The organism is Roseiconus nitratireducens (assembly GCF_008629675.1).
Taxonomy (GTDB): Bacteria; Planctomycetota; Planctomycetia; order Pirellulales; family Pirellulaceae; genus Stieleria; species Stieleria nitratireducens.
Genome location: NZ_VWOX01000009.1, coordinates 322,385 through 340,312, shown reverse-complemented (window position 1 = coordinate 340,312; position 17,928 = coordinate 322,385). Strand labels below are relative to the sequence as shown.

The 17,928-nt window shown below is 56.2% G+C and carries 15 protein-coding genes and 1 pseudogene; 4 read left to right on the top strand and 12 right to left on the bottom strand.

What is annotated here, in order from left to right:
- Positions 1-73: 73 nt before the first annotated feature.
- The 6 genes from FYK55_RS17050 to FYK55_RS17025 all read right to left on the bottom strand — a co-directional run bounded on the left by FYK55_RS17050 (position 74) and on the right by FYK55_RS17025 (position 7,475).
- A complete protein-coding gene (locus tag FYK55_RS17050) occupies positions 74-727 on the bottom strand; it encodes a hypothetical protein (protein ID WP_150077631.1) in 654 nt (217 codons plus the stop codon).
- 433 nt (positions 728-1,160) lie between these two features.
- Complete coding sequence (locus FYK55_RS17045) at positions 1,161-2,486, bottom strand: DNA modification methylase (protein WP_150077630.1); 1,326 nt, start codon at positions 2,484-2,486, stop codon at positions 1,161-1,163.
- A 6-nt stretch (positions 2,487-2,492) separates the two neighbouring features.
- Positions 2,493-5,411, bottom strand: a complete 2,919-nt coding sequence (locus tag FYK55_RS17040; protein ID WP_150077629.1) for a hypothetical protein — start codon at positions 5,409-5,411, stop codon at positions 2,493-2,495.
- A gap of 18 nt (positions 5,412-5,429) precedes the next feature.
- Positions 5,430-5,723 carry a hypothetical protein gene (locus FYK55_RS17035; RefSeq protein WP_150077628.1) on the bottom strand — a complete coding sequence of 98 codons (294 nt, stop codon included), beginning with the start codon at positions 5,721-5,723 and terminating at the stop codon, positions 5,430-5,432.
- 84 nt (positions 5,724-5,807) lie between these two features.
- Positions 5,808-6,395, bottom strand: a complete 588-nt coding sequence (locus FYK55_RS17030; protein ID WP_150077627.1) for an RNA polymerase sigma factor — start codon at positions 6,393-6,395, stop codon at positions 5,808-5,810.
- Between the two features lie 195 nt (positions 6,396-6,590).
- Positions 6,591-7,475 carry a hypothetical protein gene (locus FYK55_RS17025; RefSeq protein ID WP_161604573.1) on the bottom strand — a complete coding sequence of 295 codons (885 nt, stop codon included), beginning with the start codon at positions 7,473-7,475 and terminating at the stop codon, positions 6,591-6,593.
- Positions 7,476-7,554: 79 nt separating this feature from the next.
- Between FYK55_RS17025 and FYK55_RS17020 the strand changes: the two genes are divergently transcribed.
- From FYK55_RS17020 to FYK55_RS17005, 4 genes are read left to right on the top strand one after another with little or no spacing between them, the layout of a single operon-like run.
- On the top strand, positions 7,555-7,761 hold the full coding sequence (locus FYK55_RS17020) for a hypothetical protein (RefSeq protein ID WP_150077625.1): 207 nt from the start codon (positions 7,555-7,557) through the stop codon (positions 7,759-7,761).
- Positions 7,762-7,793: 32 nt separating this feature from the next.
- Positions 7,794-8,291, top strand: coding sequence for a DUF2924 domain-containing protein (locus FYK55_RS17015; protein WP_201743734.1), 498 nt, complete (start codon positions 7,794-7,796; stop codon positions 8,289-8,291).
- Positions 8,288-9,829, top strand: coding sequence for a recombinase family protein (locus FYK55_RS17010; protein ID WP_150077624.1), 1,542 nt, complete (start codon positions 8,288-8,290; stop codon positions 9,827-9,829). The genes FYK55_RS17015 and FYK55_RS17010 overlap by 4 nt, the downstream gene beginning before the upstream one ends.
- Positions 9,826-10,191, top strand: a complete 366-nt coding sequence (locus FYK55_RS17005; protein ID WP_150077623.1) for a hypothetical protein — start codon at positions 9,826-9,828, stop codon at positions 10,189-10,191. The genes FYK55_RS17010 and FYK55_RS17005 overlap by 4 nt, the downstream gene beginning before the upstream one ends.
- 247 nt (positions 10,192-10,438) lie before the next feature.
- Here FYK55_RS17005 and FYK55_RS17000 read toward each other — a convergent pair whose 3' ends face one another.
- From FYK55_RS17000 to FYK55_RS16975, 6 genes and pseudogenes are all read right to left on the bottom strand, one after another.
- Entirely contained in the window at positions 10,439-11,749 is a 1,311-nt protein-coding gene (locus FYK55_RS17000) for a hypothetical protein (RefSeq protein WP_150077622.1), read from the bottom strand.
- A 344-nt stretch (positions 11,750-12,093) separates the two neighbouring features.
- Entirely contained in the window at positions 12,094-12,780 is a 687-nt protein-coding gene (locus FYK55_RS16995; protein ID WP_150077621.1) for a hypothetical protein, read from the bottom strand.
- Complete coding sequence (locus FYK55_RS16990; RefSeq protein ID WP_150077620.1) at positions 12,777-13,385, bottom strand: AlbA family DNA-binding domain-containing protein; 609 nt, start codon at positions 13,383-13,385, stop codon at positions 12,777-12,779. The genes FYK55_RS16995 and FYK55_RS16990 overlap by 4 nt, the downstream gene beginning before the upstream one ends.
- Before the next feature lie 864 nt (positions 13,386-14,249).
- Positions 14,250-15,695 (bottom strand): hypothetical protein, encoded by a 1,446-nt coding sequence (locus FYK55_RS16980; protein ID WP_235908763.1) that lies wholly within the window; start codon positions 15,693-15,695, stop codon positions 14,250-14,252.
- 282 nt (positions 15,696-15,977) lie between these two features.
- Positions 15,978-16,295: pseudogene (locus FYK55_RS29750) on the bottom strand (GNAT family N-acetyltransferase); the annotation flags it as partial.
- A gap of 177 nt (positions 16,296-16,472) precedes the next feature.
- On the bottom strand, positions 16,473-17,651 hold the full coding sequence (locus tag FYK55_RS16975) for an exonuclease domain-containing protein (RefSeq protein ID WP_150077617.1): 1,179 nt from the start codon (positions 17,649-17,651) through the stop codon (positions 16,473-16,475).
- Positions 17,652-17,928 lie beyond the last annotated feature (277 nt).

Here is a 17,928-nt window from a genome sequence, read left to right as displayed (position 1 = left end):
ACGACGTTTGCGCGGCCGTGACTGCGCAAGGAACCAGTGCAAGTCTTGCTGCGCGGGGCTGGCGATTGTTCCACTAGGAACGCCCATCGGCCTCCCCGCTGTCACGCTTGCCGAAGAAACGATCCAGTTCTAGCTCGGCATCATCGAGTGCTTCGTAGAGGGCATCCACGGCAGCAGAACCAAACTGGCGTTGCAGTGAATCACCGGCACCGCGGAGGATCGCTGCGACGCGTCCCAGGGCTTCACGAACCTCGTCTCGCGGAAGCAACTGCTGTTCACGTTGCAAGCGATCCAGTTTGGCGATCGCGGCCCGTTCCTCCCGGTAGCGTTCCAGTGCCGGGCTACCCGCGCCCTGCATGAGATCATCTTCGTCCCGCGCCAGCTTGTACGCGTTCTCGGCCAAGAAGTCATGGAGGGCACGCACGACGTTGGGGAGATTGATGTGAGCGCCGCCGAAGGGGATGCCGTAACGGGCGGCCTGCTCATTGAGCACCTTGGTTTGGCGGCCGGACATCTTGCGCCAGTGTTTCTGCGGGATGGCCTTGTAGTGTTGCCAACGCAGATGTTCCTCTTTCTCCCGCTCGTGGCGTTTGAGCGCCGCACGCTCGGGCTTGGTAAGATCCTCTTTGTTGACTAGCTTCTTGTAAGCGCGTGCGATCAGGTCCCGATCGACCCTCGCAGCGGCATCCTCGGGCATCGGCTCGGTTGCGTGGTCTCCATCGGCCATGTTACTTACTTCCCTGATTTAACGTGCTGCCCGTACAAACGCTGGGCCTCGCATCCCCGCTATTGCCCCTATGTCCCGGGAAGGACCCAAGAGCCCCAGGGGGCCTGTGTGACGCAGCTTCTCTAGATTGTTGCAAATATGGATACCTATGCTTCCTTTCTTCGCTAGGTTGCCACTTGGTGCCCAATGCCTCTGCTGGGTGGAATGTGGAAAAAGTGTCTCTATTTGAATACACCGAGCCCGTCGCCAACAGCATCCATTGGTAGGACAGAGCGTGGTGCAGCGCAATCTCCAGCGGGCTTTCAAGCAGCGCGAGTGGTGCCATCCACACGAGTCCGTATTCAACGACGCTGAGCTGGATAGCCGCTGGGATGGTCAGTGACGGCTTCGTGCGTCGATCGTTTTCGATTGGTAGTCGTCTCAGCATCGCGGGTCACCGTGCTTCCACGGCCTCCTGAGAGGCTGCTGATGCTGCTGCAGACTGACGCTCTGCTTTGCGTCCTGTGAACGTCTCCCAGCGCTCAACGATGACGTCGCAGTACATCGGGTCGAGTTCAATCAAGAACGCCTGCCGGTCGGTCTGCTCCGCGGCAATGACTGTCGATCCACTACCGCCAAACAAGTCCAGCACGTTCTCACCGGTCCGCGTGGAGTACTGGATGGCACGCACAGCGAGTTCGACCGGCTTCTCGGTCAAGTGAACCATCTTGTTCGGGTTGACCTTCTTGAGCCGCCACAGGTCGCTGACGTTGTTCGGTCCGAAGTAGCGGTGGGCTGCGTCTTCGCGCCAACCATAGAAGCATGATTCGTGGGCTCCCATGAAGTCTTTGCGGGTGAGCACCGGGTGCTCCTTATCCCAGATGATCAGCTGCGCGTATTTGAGCCCGTGGGCACGCATGAACTGCGGATACGTTTCATGGTTGCCTTTCGCGCCACCGCTGCCTGGATAGCCGCCGCCCCAGATGTAGAACGCATGACCTGGCAATAACACCCGAGCAATGTTGCCGAACCAGGCGTCGACCAACTTGTCGAACTCTTCGTCGCTGATGAAATCGTTGGCCAGCGGACGGTCTTTGGCACGTAGCTTTCCAGTTGTCTTTCCGCTGCAGTTCTGAGCGCGTAGTCCCCTCGAACCCGCCTTATGTGCGTTGTTGCTTCGCGGGGCCACACGAACATTGTAAGGAGGATCGGTGTTGACCAGATGAACGGGCTGTCCATCAAGCAAACGATCAACGTCCCCAGGCTTCGCTGAGTCGCCACACAACAACCGATGGTCGCCGAGAACCCATAAATCGCCCGGACGCGTTACAGGGTCATCTGGTGGCTCAGGGACGTCGTCTGGATCGCACAGGCCGTCTTGAACGCCAGGGTCAAACAACGATGACAACTCATCGGAACTGAACCCCAGCAAGCTCACATCGAACTCGGCGTCGCGCAGGTCAGCCAGTTCAATCGGTAGCAGGTCGAGGTTCCATTCGGCCAATTCACCGGTCTTATTGTCGGCGAGCCTGTAGGCCTTCACCTGGTCGGCTGAGAGCCCCTTGGCAACGTGGACAGGCACACGGTCGAGGGAAAGCTTCTGGGCCGCCTTGTAGCGCGTGTGGCCGACGATGATGACGTGGTCTTCGTCGACGACGATCGGTTGCCGGAATCCGAACTCGCCGATGGACTTGGCCACCGCGTCGACAGCGCCGTCGTTGAGCCGTGGGTTGTTGTCGTAGGGCACAACTTTATCGAGAGGCCACAGTTCGATCTTCATTTCGATTCATCCTTGATTGGAGAGGAATGATGGTTGGGCGTTTGAACGTTGGTCGATTGCCCGGTCGGTTGAAGACACTTCTCGGACGGGAACCACTCCGTCGCATGATGGAGACGAGCAGTCCCAATTGCGGAATTCGCCGATGACGAGGTCTGCTGGGACCAACTCGCCGCTGCATTTCGGGCATTTGGAATGAGGCCGGGGGTTTCGCGGGTTTTGAGGGTTTGTTTCCCCCGGTTCCTGTGCGCTGTGCTGTGTGTCACAGGGGTCTATATGCGACACAACACGTTCCGCGTGTAAGATTGGTGTGCGAAACCCCTGAAACCCCCTAAACCCCTCGTGGGAAACCCGCCACAGCCGGACCTTGCCGCTCCCCGTTTCGTCGGTGATCTTCCGTCCCTCCCAGATGCGACCAACGAGCTTTCGCATTTGACGGCCAAATTTCCTCGAGTTGAAGCGTTCACCACAGACTTCCCGCACAGCCTCGACGAGCGTTGGACACGGGGAGGTTTCGTCGGTGCGGTGGCTAACCAACCGCTCGATGTCCTGAGTGCGGAGGCCAGCGTTATCGGGGTCTGCTTCCTCAAGACCCGTGATGAGCATTGCCAACAGGCCGCGAGAGTCATCATTCGCTGTGGCCGCTTCACGTGTTGCAAGCGGGTCGTCGGCTCCGGCCCAAACGACTGCGCCACGGATGATTCGGCTCCAACTTTCAAACGATCCCCAACTTCCGCCGGGTTGATCTGGACATCCGGCGACGAAATAGGCCCGGAGGATCGTCAGGGCGCTGACGGCGAGACGTGGCCGGTTCTTCGCAATCCAACCGAGCAGGTCTGTGTGCTCAAATCCTGTCCTTTCCTCCGGTGCCTCCAGGGGGCTCTGCAGGCGGATGGGAAGCACGCGCCGGGCGACGTCACTGCCGAAGGCCATGTTGTTGCCGGTCGCACACCAGATCGTTTTCAGCGGCAGCTCGCCGGTCGTTCGGCTCGACCCCAGAACCCGCCCCTGCCACTTTTCACTCGTCAGGGCCGCGTCGAGGGCCGCTCCGCCGAGTTGCACATCGAGGTTGTCGAACAACACGCTCGGTGCGGCCTCCAGAGCGACACTGGTGATCAGTTTCCTGGCTTCGTCGTCGTCACGTGTGAACGCGTGACGGGCCGCTGACCGACCGTAGGCGATCAATGAGCCGCAGTCGACGAGGAGCGATTTGCCACTTCCGCGAATGTTTGCGGTGAACACGAAACAGGGCACACAACCGCGAACACATGGTCTTCCGACCATCGACAACAGCATGCACAGCCATGCCGACCGATCAGCTCCGTCAACAAAAGGAAAGTCGACCACAACGTCGAAAAGATCGTTGATGGCGGCCACCGCATCTTCACGTGTTGGCTGGTCCGGAACCTCCGGAAACTCACCCTTGGGCTGGTAGTAGATTCCGGTGGTCTCGTCGTAGCCAGGTTTCTGCAGGATGGACCCATCGGTGCGAATGGTGGGAGCCTGGACGATTCCCGCGAGCGGCTTGATGTGGCCGTCATACCAGCCGCGGTTGTGAACGGCATCAATCAACCACTTCGGAGGCCGCATAGGCGAAACCTCGACACGGTCTTTGACTTGCCGTTCGGTCACAAGTTGGCAGCACAGCGTGATGCGTTCGCGAGTCAGACAGATCGGCAGAGGCCTGATGACGAACTCCCCGGTGCTCTCCGGGTCTTCATTGGGAACCGTGTGGACGAGGAGCCCACCGCGCGTGTACAGCTTGGCCGCTTCGCGATCCTGCTCTGGAACCCACGGGGACGACCAACCGAGTTTGCCCAGGTGTTCGACGGTTTCGGCGGCGACTTCCGCTTCAGCGAGCGTGACCACAACCTCTGGACGGTCATTCGGGCTTCCCATGCCGTTTTCCAGCCGACACGGCTCGGCGGTTTCGATCGCTTGCTTGACCGCGTCTTCCCCATGACGCCGAAGGGCGTCTCTGAGATCGTCACCGCCCGATTCCACGATTGTGCCGGGCAGCCTGGCAACTTTCACCGACGAAGCGATTCCAAGAAGATTGCCGACGGTCGCGCTCGCGCCCTTCCAGCCCGCTTTGTCCAGATCGGGAACCACGATGACATCCACACCGCGGAAGAGGGCGGCGTATTTCGGATCCATCTTGTTGGTCGGTAGTCCACAGGCGTGATAGCCCAGTGAGATTCCCGCGGAAGCGTCTTTACCTCCTTCGACCAGTAACCAGCACTCTCCAGACTGGGGAAGTCTGCCGGGCAGGAAAAGTCCCGACATCCCTTTCCCTCGCTGGAACCAGCCCTTGTTACCCGGAGCAAAGTCGAAATACGAATGGATCTCCCCCGCCTCGTTGTAGACTCCGACTCGCGCCACGGGCGTTCGGTCTCTCCCTCGGGTCGCCGGCTTGGGATTGAATTGCCGAAACGCCTCGATTGGCATCCGTTTATCTTTCGCGACCGCCTCGATGATGTCGAGTTCCGGTGGCTTGCCGCCCTCCTGAGGAGATAGTCCCAAGTACTGGGAAATTCGTTTTGCGGCCTCGCCCTGTCTAACCTCATTGAATGCGGCAACAGTGGCGATGATGTCGCCCGTGGGCTTGTTGTCAGTGCAATTCCGGCAAGCGATGCGTCCGTGATGGTTTGCACCGCCATTTCGCTCGTCGGGCCATATCACCGTTTTGCCATCGCAGACCGGGCAGGGGTGATCGCTCGCGGCTTTTGAAACCACATCGGCGGGCAATGGAGTTAAGGCGGCGATGATTTCACCGCACCGGTCGGCCGAAGATCGTTTGATCTCTTCGAACGATGCCATCACCTCCCGGCGTCGCGGATTAGCATCGCATTGCGAAGGATCGGTGGCAGACCGACTGCCCTCCGTTTCGATCGAATCATCCGGTGAAGCGTTGTTTGCCGCGTCCATGGGTCGGCCCGTTTGGAGTTAGGAGGCTTTCCTGGTGGGTGGTTCGCTGAGTCGTTCGACCTGAAATGCGTCTTCCCCGAATTCGCGCCGGAGGAAGCCGACGAAGAGACGGTTGATATCGCGCCCGACCTCCGTGGAGGCATCGATCACGCAGTTGCGTTTGTCCTCGTCGATCGCGTGGGCAGCGTCGAGTCTCACTTCGGACGCCCCGTGCAGGCTCTCGACTGCCATGATCGACAGCACGAGGGAGGACTCGACCTCGGCGAAATCGATGTCGCCGGCAAACTCGTAACGAAAGACTTGAGTTGTCATGGTGTGGTGATTCCGTTGGATGCTCATTGGCGTTCGGTGCCTACGATTGACCTACCGGACCGCCGGCTGAGTCGTCCCATCAATTCACAAATATTCTTTGAGGTTTGCTCTTTCGAACCGCTCACGGATGGCTTTCTTGCGTGCGTAAAGACGCTTCACAGGAACGCCCATGTCGCGGGCAACTTGTGCGGTCGATTCACGCTTCAGTCGGTTGCAGATTTGGCGAAGCTGCGGTGAGAGGCCGTCGAGTGTGTCGGCGATGTCTTGGATGAGGTCGCTTTGTTCGATGTGCGTGCATGGATAGCGTCCACAGCGACGTCCGTATTGGGATTCCGGGAGCAGTGAGCCGGCCTCACAGGCGATTCCGTCCGCGTCGCTCACCTGACGGTTCAGGGATCCGGCTTCTCTTGCCGGGCTGCGTTTCTGCGCGGCCCTGTGCTCAAGGATCGTGGCGCAGTAGTTCTCACAGACGATCACGACAAACTTCTGCCAGCTGCCCAAATGTGGGTCGAAGCGATCCAGCCGTCGAAGCAGGTTTAGCGAGAACTCTTGGACGAGATCGGCGCGGTCCGATTCGGTCAGTCCGGCCCGTCCGATCAGCTGACGGGCTTTGGCTTGGATCAGGCGGGCAGTGAATGCGTCAAAGCAGTCCAGATTGGGGGTGGCATCCATTCTCTCGCAGCGGTTCGCTGTGACCGGGTTCCGTTTACCGGCACTCGGTGGCCGGCACACGGGAACGGTTCACGCCGCTGGAGCGAAAATCTGGATGTCCGCCCGGCGGACAAGAAAAACTGCAAATTAGCGAAAAATGCCGTAAATCATGCTGCAATATGAGCATCTGTCCGCGTGGCGGACATCCGCGGACAACTAGACACTTTGGCGATTGGTTTTCCAGATTTTGTACCAATCGTTCAAAGTCGTTTTTGAGTGAGGAAAGAACCCTTCTCGAGCGACCGCGCTGGGCATCTCACGCCATGTCACGCGAGGTGACGCATTCAGATTCCTCTGAACGCATTGCATGAGATCTTCGTGATAGATCTCGCCCGGTTGCTCAAGTTTCTGATTTGGTTGATGGGGACGTGCCGGCGGGGACGGGGGAACCGCGATGTTGACGTTAATTTCCGGGGAAGCGATCGCCTGGGCGGCGGCGATTGCCTGTGGTGCCGGACTCTGTCGCTCCTCAAGGTCTATCCATTGGTCGATATGAACCTTTCCCCGTAATGAGTTGTTGGAAGCCTCAACGATGGTCTGCCGTATCGATGCCTCACCCGATTCTGATTGGCAATCCCTGGCAGCATCTTCGCCAGAATGCCGGAACCTCACTTCGTGGTAATTCTCTGTCCGGACCTCGAATTTGCTCTGTTGGTAATGTCGCCTATCAATCAGTTCAGGGGCGACTCGGTTGAGATCGAAAACCGCCTGCATTACGACCTCCAACCGTTGCCATCCTCCCGTCACCTTGATTCGGAATGTGTAACGCGGCATCCCCGTATCAAAAATGACCACTTGGGCCGACATCCTGCCTTCGAACATCCACGCCTGGATCAATCGATGGAGTGCCTCCTCTGTGAGCCCCTTGGACTCAAACGGCGTCCACGCACGGTACTCGTCCGTCTTTAGAATCCGGATCGCTTCATCGAGAACGACCGGGGAAACGAATGGCTCGGGAACCATGGGGCTGTGAGGCATGCCAAGAAAAAGTTGAAAGTTCGATGGGAGTGCCCAAATCGGCGACCGGTAGGTTAACAGCATGAGGCGGGCATTTCATGGACAAGCCGGCAGAGTGCGGATTCCCGCCAACCCACTCTGACCTTCCAAACCAAGCAGATCGATGTTGCTTTGCACGGATGTTGCGGACATGTCACCGGATGAGCGTTGCCACGAGATCGTCAGCATCTTCGCCGGCGTGTTCCTTCGAATTGGAAGGGACGCGGTAGCCTCGCAAACGGGTGAAAACTCTTCCGAATCCTCTCTGAAACCCGCGCCCCAGCCGCTTGATCCGTCCGCGGAAACGGTGCTCAGTGTCCACACGGGTTAACTGTCCAGAGACGCCAAAAAGGAGATTCACACGTGGCAAGACTGAACATTGACAAAGAAGTCGCCCAGATGCGGCAAATGACCGTCGGCCAACTTCGCGAGAAGTACGCCGGCGTGTTCGGAGAATCGACCAACGCTCGAAACAAACAGTGGTTGGTCAAACGGATCGCCTGGCGGATGCAGGCCAATGAGGAGGGTGACCTCTCCGAGAGAGCGCGGCGGCGTGCGCTGGAAATCGCCAACGATGCCGATTTGCGGATGACACCGCCGAGGCCACCTAAGACTTTCACCGGCTCAGACGATCGCACCATCACAAAGAAATTAAAGGTGCAACCGACTAGGGAACTGCTGCCCGGCACGACGCTCCGCCGCGTCTACAAGGGCCGGGCTGTGATGGTGACGGTCCTGAAGGACGGTTTCGAATGGGAGGGCGAACGCTACAGATCATTGACCGCCGTCGCCAAAGCCGTCACCGGCAAACACTGGAACGGGTTCCATTTCTTCGGACTTCGCAACGGAGGCAAGTCATGAGCAAGGGAAGCGCGAAAAAGACCGTCCGCTGTGCCATCTACACCCGGAAGTCGACCGAGGAGGGCCTCGAGCAGGAATACAACACGCTGGATGCCCAGCGTGACGCCGGTGAAGCGTACATCGAAAGCCAGCGACACGAAGGCTGGACGTGCATTACGACCCGCTACGACGACGGCGGATTCACCGGCGCGAACATGGAGCGTCCCGGGCTACGGCGGCTGATCAATGACATCGAGGCCGGCAAGATCGACTGCGTGGTCGTGTACAAGGTGGACCGTCTGAGCCGCAGCCTGATGGACTTCGCCAAGATCATGGAGACATTCGATCGCCAGAACGTGGCATTCGTCAGCGTGACGCAGGCGTTCAACACGGCCAGCTCGATGGGGCGGCTGATTCTCAATGTGCTGTTGTCATTCGCACAGTTCGAACGCGAGATGATTTCGGAGCGAACCCGAGACAAGATCGCCGCGGCACGGCGCAAGGGGAAATGGTCCGGCGGGATGCCCGTCTTGGGTTACAACGTCGTGGATCGAAAACTGGTGGTCGATGAGACGGAAGCAGAGCGGGTGAGAGAGATCTTCGAGATGTACCGCCAGCGGAAGTCGCTATTGGATGTAGCCCGGGAGATCAACGGCCGGGGCTGGCGCACCAAACGCTGGCAGACGAAGAAGGGGGCAGAGCGGGGCGGCCGGCGATTCAACAAGTCGTCTCTCTATCAACTGCTGACCAACGTCACCTATATCGGGAAGATCCGTTACAAGGATGAAACCCACGACGGTGAGCATCCGGGCATTGTGGATGGCGATCTCTTCACGGCGGTCCAGCGGCAACTGGAGAACAATGGCAAGAGTGGGGGCCGTGGCGTCCGAAACAAGCACAACGCTCTCTTACGCGGCCTTGTGCGATGCGGCGCTTGCGACTGCGCGATGAGCCATTCGTTCTCAAAGAAGGGAACCCGGCTGTACCGGTATTACGTCTGCCAGCATGCCCAGAAGAACGGTTGGGCTAATTGCCCGTCGCCATCCATCCCCGCCGGGGAGATTGAGGCGTTCATCGTCGACCAAATTAGCCGGATCGGATCCGACCCTACTGTGGTCGACACGACGGTAGAGGAAATCCGCCAACAACGTGAGCGCGGGATCAAACGACTGACGAGCGAGAAAGCCGGGCTGAACCATGACATCCGGATGGACTTTGCCGAACTCGGCAGATTGGCAGGCGAAGATCCCGACGACGGTCGCCTTGCCGACGTCCACGAGCGAATCCGGGTGGCCGAAGCCCGGATGAAAGAGATCGACGCGGAATTGGGCACCCTCCGCGATGCCGTTGTCGATGACGCGCAGGTCTTGGAATCGCTGACACAGTTCGATGGCGTTTGGGCCGCTCTCCCACCACGCGATCAGGCCCGGATCGTGGAACTGCTCATCGAACGGATCATATACGACGGTCGCAGCGGCGACCTGTCGATCACGTACCGACCGACGGGTGTCCGGTCGCTGGCGGATGAGTTCACAAGCGAAGCGGAGGAGGCGGCGTGACGACGACCAACCACAAGGTGGCTTTTGGGGCGAAGGCTAAGTCAGGACGCTCCGGCAACGAAGAGTCTCCCGCCAGGTTGCCCCGCGTGACGAAGTTGATGGCGCTGGCGATTCGGTTGGACCAGTTGATCCGCAACGGCGTCGTGGCCGACCAGGCGGAGATCGCGCGGCTGGGTTACGTGAGCCGGGCGAGGTTGACGCAGATCATGGATCTGTTGTTGTTGGCTCCGGATATTCAGGAGGAGATTCTGCGGCTACCACCGGTCAAGCGAGGTGAATCCTGCATCTCCGAGCACGATATTCGGCCGATTGCGGCTACGGCGTGTTGGGATGCACAACGGCAGATGTGGAGGGCGTTGTGAACCGGGACGTGCTCGTGGGCAGTCTCTGGTATCCTGGCGATTAGATGAGTCTGTTGCAGCAAATGCAGGTCAACCAAACCTCCGGTGATGACCGCCGGAGCAGCGAAGCTCGCGTCGGTCGTGGGCACCGATAGAGACTCTTGGGGGCGGCAAGTCAGCGAAACTTGTCCAGCCGATGCATCACATGCAATTGGCCAATCCGCATAGGTGGCGGATCCAGTCAGTTTTGAATTGGTTATCGCGATAATTAGAGTTTGAACACTTCACTTCGGATTTCATGACCGACGCCCCGAACCAATCCGAAGAATGACCCATCCGGAAATACGCTTCCGTATATGCCTTCGATTTGCGAGAAATTGATGTCATCAACCGCCAAGTCGGGGAGCTCCAAGAGTTCTAGCGATTGCGTATTTGAGATCGCAGATTCTAAAACACGCATTCGGCTTAGCTCGATTCCAAGCACCAAAGCACCCGGAACAAAGAAGTTGAAGTCGTGATCGTAAATCATCGGGTATTCTAACCATGGACTAAAACCATCCGTAACAGAAATTGCAATGTCGAGATTTGCAACTTTTATCACTGGCAGCTCTACTGGTTCACCTGCTCTCTCTTCGATGAATGCCAAGGAATAAGCTGCTTTCGACAGACCCATCCCGTTAAGCCATGCACCGAAGTTGCCGCGGCGAACAGCGTCGTCCGGAAATTCGATAATTGACTCATCGTCGTTGTTACCAGGCGGGTCGACGTAGGCTAGAAGAGACTCGTCGCCTTGGTCACCAACTTCTCTCAAATAAGTCCCTATGCCATAAGCCTTTATCTTACCAGTGATAAGTGACTGCCAAACACATATTTGGCTAAGAGCTTCTCTAAGATCTCGCTTAAATCGTGGGCGTTTCCCCGGAGTGATCATGCGCCCCTTAGACTCAACTAGCGCACGCTCGTTATTAGGTTTCTCGAAAACAAAGTCAGGCTGCCTCATTACCCCAGTTTGATTCCTTTTCTTCTGTGCTGCTTTCAATCTACTCTTGATTACCCTTGCGCGATGAACCGACTCAGGATGCGATACTCCAATTCCCATAACTCGGTCAACCAAAGAGGGGAGATGGTCCCAGTAGTGGAAACCGCCGTCCTTCATGAACAGGTAGGCACACGCCTCGCCGAATCGACTAGAAAGATAAGTCCTTGAGGCATCCTTTCGCGAGAGAATACCTCCACGCCGAATGCGGAGTGTGGGTTGATCCCACCGCACCATGTTGCCATGAACGCCCGTGATCGCCATTCCGTGATAGACCGAACAGCCTGCAGAAAACGATCTTGCTAGCTCGGTCTTTGCTGCCGCGTGAAAGAACGGCCAAGCATCGAAGATCAAACTGGGTATTTTGGTTCCGTTGAGTAGCTTGGAGGTGAAAGCTGGGTTTGTTCCACAGTCAACCGGGTTGGCAGGGATGCCTTTGGGGCTGTTGATTTGTCGAGGATCGAATTCAAAAACGCCCAGCTTGCTACGGCCAGTAGGTGGCTGAATGATAAGCGGGTTCGGTAATCGAGTCGCGTGAATCATTTGACTACGTCGTTTGGTTGGGTGCTGCATCGGTCCAGTCAATCTGCATCCGACGGCATCATACTGCCCAACAGCCGATGAGGCCTTGGTGAGATCGTTGATGCGAGTTCAGTGTCGTGACGCTTCGGATATCGTAACCCATGGCAATTCTGTCCAATTCTCCCAGATGGAGAATGTGCAATCGAGTGAAGTATGAAAATTGTCAAGATTTATACAGGCTTCGCAATGAAAACTACCGTCACCGCCACGGAGAGGCGACTTTCCAACTGTGAAACCGCGCGGTGTAGACTCTGGAACCGCTCAAGCGATCCCATAATGCCGCGTGCGATTGCACAAATGGATTTTTAACCCAGCAGCTTAGCTTGCATATCACGTATGAACGACTTATCGATATCCAAACCAAACAACTCGAACAGCTCTGTTGCTGGCTCTACAGCGTTTTCCCTTGGAGACGAGAACACGGCGGACGTTGAGTATTGTTCTTCCCAAGTGAACTCGTCGACAGAACTCGTGTAGTTGAATCGCGAGGCCATCCGGTCCGGGCTGAGTTGCAACGCACGATCTCGTAACCCGGCGACTTTTACAGAAACTGACATCTCCTCTCCTACCGGCACGGCTCGTGTCCACTTTGCAGCAAACTCAAACGCCTCCACGAACCGGAAGATACTACTCTCAGCGCTTAACGAAGTACCAGATCGCCAGCCAGGCTCCGCTGGCCATAGTGTTTTGGATTGGTCTCGCCAATCGCAAGACATGCCACTTACCGAGATGAACTGACCGCTCTTGTAGGCTCGCCAAAGCTCGACGTACTGCTCCCAGTCAGTCTGCTGTTCGACATACTCGCTCATTCGGACCGGAACTGTATTAGGGTCGATATGCGGAAAATCCCAGCCACGCAATTCAACGCGAGAAGTTTGCACGGCGTCAACTAATTGCGCGAGTCTGTCAACGCGATGAGCTTCGAACTCAATCGGCCGAATCCGGATAGTCCAAGAGCCACGCGATCGAATCTTCTCTATCAAAGTGGTCACAGCAAATCCTCGGCCTCATTGTCAAATTTGGCAGAGAAAGTCTTTAAGGCATCTTCCTTGGTCTGTCTGCTCGTCGTGAGCATTTCGTGTGATGCAACGATCTCTCGTGCGACAATCTCTGCAGCCCGTTCCAACACCTCTCTCATCTCAACGTGCGATGGTACTTCAACAGTCTCGTTCTTGCCGCGACGCCGAACGTACATCGCGCCGTTCCTCAAAACGCCCTGGTAATCACGCTTGCAAATTACCGGGAGTCTTTCGAATTGACTAACCGTTACGACAACGAATGAGTCGCCGTCCAATTGTACCACTGAAACGTCGAAATCAATGTAGGGGTCTGCGTAGGTAGAAACGTTGCTTGCCAAGTCATCATATGACCAAGTTGAGATTTCATCGGCAGTGAGACCGGTGGGATTTAAGGCGGAGCCGTCATCGTCAACGCCGATAATCACATTGCCGCCACCTGGCTTGTTGGACATGCCCAAAATGGCGCGTACTACCCTCGCGCGGAAGTGTTTGTCAGTCCGCTTGCCTGGGCCTTTGAACTCGGTTCCTCGTTGCTCGCGTCCAAGCGTGATCGCTTGACGCAAGTCGTCTTTGTTCATGATTGATGGACTCCGACTAACAGCCAGTTTTCGCCAATTAGCATTTTAAGTCTTCAACCTGATGGCTAAGTAGTCATCCGTATTTCCATGTACCGCGGAAGGTACATGTAAAACTTGATCTATAGCTCTGTCCCGGACAACATACCGCTGTAGAGGTGTGGCATTCAAGGGCACCGATGCAGATTCGTAAAGCCTTGAATTGATGTCGGTTGCATCGCCCGCCAGTTCGAATAGCTCTCGAGATATCGCGCCGATATCGGCAGGACTGGAAGACCTTCGTCCCGAAATGTCTATCGCCCAAGGTTTTTCAATGTCATTGATCGGAACACAGTGATCCCTGTTGATACACGGGCGATAGAAACTTCGTACCATCTCTTCGCCAAACCACTACGAAGGTCGGAGGCCGGTTGCTAGGGAGTTGGGGGGAGTTGGGCAGCCGCTTTGCGTAGTCTCTCTCGTCGCGATGAAATTTTGTTGCGACGTGTCCAAGTAGCGATACTGCTGCGGAGGTTGGAATCCGCACCAACGTCGGCGAAGCTCTTTTAATGAAATCGGTTTTCTCAGTACCGCGATGTTGGATAAATGTATGCCAACCGCCTTCTCAGCACCTTCGTAGTATTCACGAAAATCTTGTTTGGACACTGCTGCCAATTTGCCAGAGTTCCGCCAAATCTCGTTTGGCTCTCCAACTTGAAGAGCCACCACAGTGGCGACAGCAACGACCTCGCATTTCGGGGTTGTAGCGTAGATCACCGCCATGCAACCGGGAGCGATACTCGGCTTGCGTTTGCGAAGCTCAACCGACTTTCGTCCTTCAACGATTGCCTGGACATGCTCTGGGTGGATCGAAAGAAAAAGCATGGGCTAGGTCTCGTTTCGCAGTGATCGTACATATATTGCGTGAAACGCCGCATCGGGAATCGCCACTGCGGAGGCAAAAATCTGTCGTTTCATTCCATGCGATTCCAAAATGTCGTTTACGTCGTCACGGGAAACCGGGTTCTCGAATAATTCGGTGCTGCTGAACTCAATCGCAATCCCCGAAGCGTCAGGGTCTTTGAAATGTTCCATCAAGTGACGCCACTCGTAGACGCCAAATCGCTGAAACTCCCGAAACAGGATTTTGACGGTACCAGCGACACGTCTGGTCAATGCTGAACATGCTCGCACGCGGCCACCACCCTTGTTCTCGTCGCCGCTGACGTACCACAGAATTCGACCAAGCGATGCTGTTGGACTATTTCTCGGGCGTTTGTAGTACACCGAGTCAGGATTGATGACCAGTGATGTGTCCGGGTCAAGGAGCGGTAGATCCCAAAGCCGAAAATCGAAAAGTTCCTGCGCCCATCGGGGGCGTATCGGAATAACCCAGTTTGGAAGTTGACCGAAATCGGCTTTGCCAGGATGGATCAACTGTTCTAGTCGCTGGGTTTTGGATTCGGTTCCGGCAGCCGAATGATCCAAAGTAACGAATCGCAGAGCCTGTTTGGTCACTTTTTCAGGAACGTTGCACGAGTCTCGCAGCGAAGACAACTCGGCTTGCAAGCCGTCTTGCGTCCAGCAACCCGGCAAAGAGATCCGCCACAGCGATCGATCTGCCGGGATCCATCCACGTCTCAAACAGGCGTCCAGTATGAGCGGCGAAGGACACGGATCCGTGATTGTCACAACTCGTCGTTCACCGCTTCGCCATGCACCGAGCGGTTGATCGGCTAAGTACTCCGCGAGGACCCTGCCAAAACGTGTACCCAAAAGACAACGATTCAAACGAATTCGACAAATCTGTCGTCCACCGTCGCATACGATTCGTATCGCGATTAGTGCGATGTTCTCGTTGGTCCGAGAGTGGACTCGATAAATTTCCCACTCTCGCGGATCGGCAAGCATGGCGTCTAGTGCGGCGCGAAACGACTTCAAATGTTCGCCGTCAGTTTGGTCGATGAAAAAATTCAAGTCGAATTCATCGACCGATCTAACGCGAGTCCTTTCGATGCCCGACCGAGACAATTCGCGAAATTGATAACGATGCGAGTTCAAAACCGAATCGTATTGCGTGATGAATTCCGACGGCGAAAGCAAACGCAATCCGAGAGAGCAGAGGATCGGTTCACGAAAACTCAAGATTTCTTCATCGCGTGTCACAAATGCCGCAGATTCGACGGCTGCCGCGATAGCGATGTGCCGCTGGTCCGATGCACTCGAATCATCTTTTGGCTCGCCCATGATGTGGCGGACTTCGCGTAATTGTTGTTCTACCTCTAGGTGGTCCGCCGCGACTTGATCCCACCCATTCTTGACAGCCGAAATCATTTCGCTTCGCAATGGCTCATCCTGTCGACCGAGATCAGCCATGACCTCTGGGGCAACTTTCAAATTGATCCCATCTGCCAGCCAATCAGCGCGAAGTCCGCTACTTGCTTTGTGGTGCGGTCGGTTTGGGTCCTCGATGTCAATGCAAACCATCGTGTCACACAAAACCGTTGCTGTATCACTGGGATCATCTAGTGCGTCGAAGAGCGGCGTTTCATTGATGGCTAATCCAAAAGAAATCAGCTCGCTGCCATTTTGTTTTCTGCCAGGGAATCGACGCAGTTCAGAAAATCCAAGGCGACGGTAGACGTTGGCGGCGTCATAGTCAGCTCTGCAATTGAGTCTGATTCGAGAGCGGTCGGGGTAGGCAGCTACGAGAGCAGCGATTAGTTGCTTTGCAATCTTGCGACTTCTGAATTCGGCTTTCACGCATAGATGGTTGATGCGAACCTCGTATCGCTGGTTGGTTGCGAAAAGCACGTACCCAGTCGCATTGCCTCCAGACCAAGCGATAAAGATTTGCTTGGCGTCGGCTCGCTGCTTAAAAGCTTCGTCCGGAAAAAATCCTAACAATGCTTTCTGGGTCCGATAGATCTCCATCACAGAGTCCAGTTCCCGAGCCGTCTCAATTGGTCGAACGACAATTTCGTGATCCATCAGATCCTGCCCCCTACTGACTCAAACATTGATTGCCGACGTTAGTTTTCTATCCCTTAATCTTTGGTGCTCCGATGGCCGACACCGGTTCGTCCGCATAGGTCACTACGTCAATTTCGCTCAATCAGGTAGGCAAAGTTTGATTTTGTTTTCGGCGACAATTTCAAGGAATCGCCCTGATTCAACGATCGGCTTTCCGTATCGCCTCGCCTTCTTGGCTTTCCCGGACGACGATGACGGATCGACCGCTACGACAAGATCGCAATTCGATTTAGTGACATCTGAAACAACAGTAAAGCCGCAGTCGGCAGCCAGCTTTTCAAGCTCGCTTTTAGATACCTTGTTTCCGTCGGCACCGACGAACGTTCCGGTAAAGCAAATGGCGGCACCGGCGGGAATTTGGTCGGAGACGCATTTGTCGTTAGTTGGCTGCGGAACTTCCGACGTGTCGAGCCCCAGCGTTTCCGCAACCGCAAACAATATCTGATGTTCCTCTTCTGTGACGACGCCGTCTTTCTCGGCACCCGCCACCATGGCTTGAAAGTACTGGCGGTGAGCTCGTGCGATGTCCGCGTGTGAGAGGCCCAGTTCGTCGGCCAGGTAGCTCAGATGCTTTCGTTCGTCGTCGGTCACCAGGAAATCATCGAGGACCCAGTCGAGAAGATCCACGTACTGAAGTAGGCGAGCATTTTCTTCGGTGTAGACAAGTCGGCTAAGCAGTCGCTCAAACAGGGGCGAACTTTCACCTGTGCTTCGCCGATGTGTCCGTTGCGAGAGTTCGCCCGGCACATTCGCCAGTCTAGAAGGCATTGCTTCCGCCGCGGGTTTTAACGCCTTCAATAGCGCGGCACTTGCCTTGGCATCGGCTAGGGCGCGGTGGTGCTGCGGTGGACTGACGCCAAGCATTTGGCAGGCGGCGGGAAGCTTTTGCCCCGTCAACTTCAGAGTGCACACTCCGCGGCCGGGATCGAAAAGTGCATCCAGACGCCCGAACTCCTGGCCAATCATCCGTTCATCGAACATCAGATTGTGAGCCACGATCACCCGGTTCTCGATTCGTTTGGCGACTGCGTGAGCAACTTCGCCGAACGACGGAGCCATGGAAATCATCTTCGGTGTGATGCCGTGGATGTGAGTCGGGCCAAGGTCCCGCTCGGGATCTACCAGCGTTTCGTACTCGTCGATGATCCGTAGCCGAGAATCGAGCACGACGACGCCAATCTCGATCACCCGATCCTTCTTACCGAATCCGGTCGTTTCCACATCAACGACCGCGTACTCCGCCCTTCCGCCTAACATGCCCGCTTGCCCCTGCTATTCAGTTCCTCGAGAAGGATTGGCCAACCGATGTGTTGGCTGGTTCTTGGCTCCGAAGCCGATTGCCGAAGCGGCTCCGCAGTACGATCTGCCGAAGAGAATCCCGCCTAAGAGCGTATGGTCTCGGCGAAGAAGGTGATCGTGGAAGTTGAATCTGCTCAAAAGTCCGCCCCGGTTCCGCTCCTTATTTCGTTGGTGGGCAGAAGTATAGTTGCTTGCGGTGCGTGGTGCGAGAGCGGCGATAAAGATGAAGCAATGA

What these genes read in the sequence shown, in the direction of transcription:
- FYK55_RS17050 (WP_150077631.1), bottom strand. Translation starts at nt 727, where the DNA reads ATGGCCGATGGAGACCACGCAACCGAGCCGATGCCCGAGGATGCCGCT.
- FYK55_RS17045 (WP_150077630.1), bottom strand. Translation starts at nt 2,486, where the DNA reads ATGAAGATCGAACTGTGGCCTCTCGATAAAGTTGTGCCCTACGACAAC.
- FYK55_RS17040 (WP_150077629.1), bottom strand. Translation starts at nt 5,411, where the DNA reads ATGGACGCGGCAAACAACGCTTCACCGGATGATTCGATCGAAACGGAG.
- FYK55_RS17035 (WP_150077628.1), bottom strand. Translation starts at nt 5,723, where the DNA reads ATGACAACTCAAGTCTTTCGTTACGAGTTTGCCGGCGACATCGATTTC.
- FYK55_RS17030 (WP_150077627.1), bottom strand. Translation starts at nt 6,395, where the DNA reads ATGGATGCCACCCCCAATCTGGACTGCTTTGACGCATTCACTGCCCGC.
- FYK55_RS17025 (WP_161604573.1), bottom strand. Translation starts at nt 7,475, where the DNA reads ATGCTGTTAACCTACCGGTCGCCGATTTGGGCACTCCCATCGAACTTT.
- FYK55_RS17020 (WP_150077625.1), top strand. Translation starts at nt 7,555, where the DNA reads ATGTTGCTTTGCACGGATGTTGCGGACATGTCACCGGATGAGCGTTGC.
- FYK55_RS17010 (WP_150077624.1), top strand. Translation starts at nt 8,288, where the DNA reads ATGAGCAAGGGAAGCGCGAAAAAGACCGTCCGCTGTGCCATCTACACC.
- FYK55_RS17000 (WP_150077622.1), bottom strand. Translation starts at nt 11,749, where the DNA reads ATGATTCACGCGACTCGATTACCGAACCCGCTTATCATTCAGCCACCT.
- FYK55_RS16990 (WP_150077620.1), bottom strand. Translation starts at nt 13,385, where the DNA reads ATGAACAAAGACGACTTGCGTCAAGCGATCACGCTTGGACGCGAGCAA.
- FYK55_RS16980 (WP_235908763.1), bottom strand. Translation starts at nt 15,695, where the DNA reads ATGATTTCGGCTGTCAAGAATGGGTGGGATCAAGTCGCGGCGGACCAC.
- FYK55_RS16975 (WP_150077617.1), bottom strand. Translation starts at nt 17,651, where the DNA reads ATGTTAGGCGGAAGGGCGGAGTACGCGGTCGTTGATGTGGAAACGACC.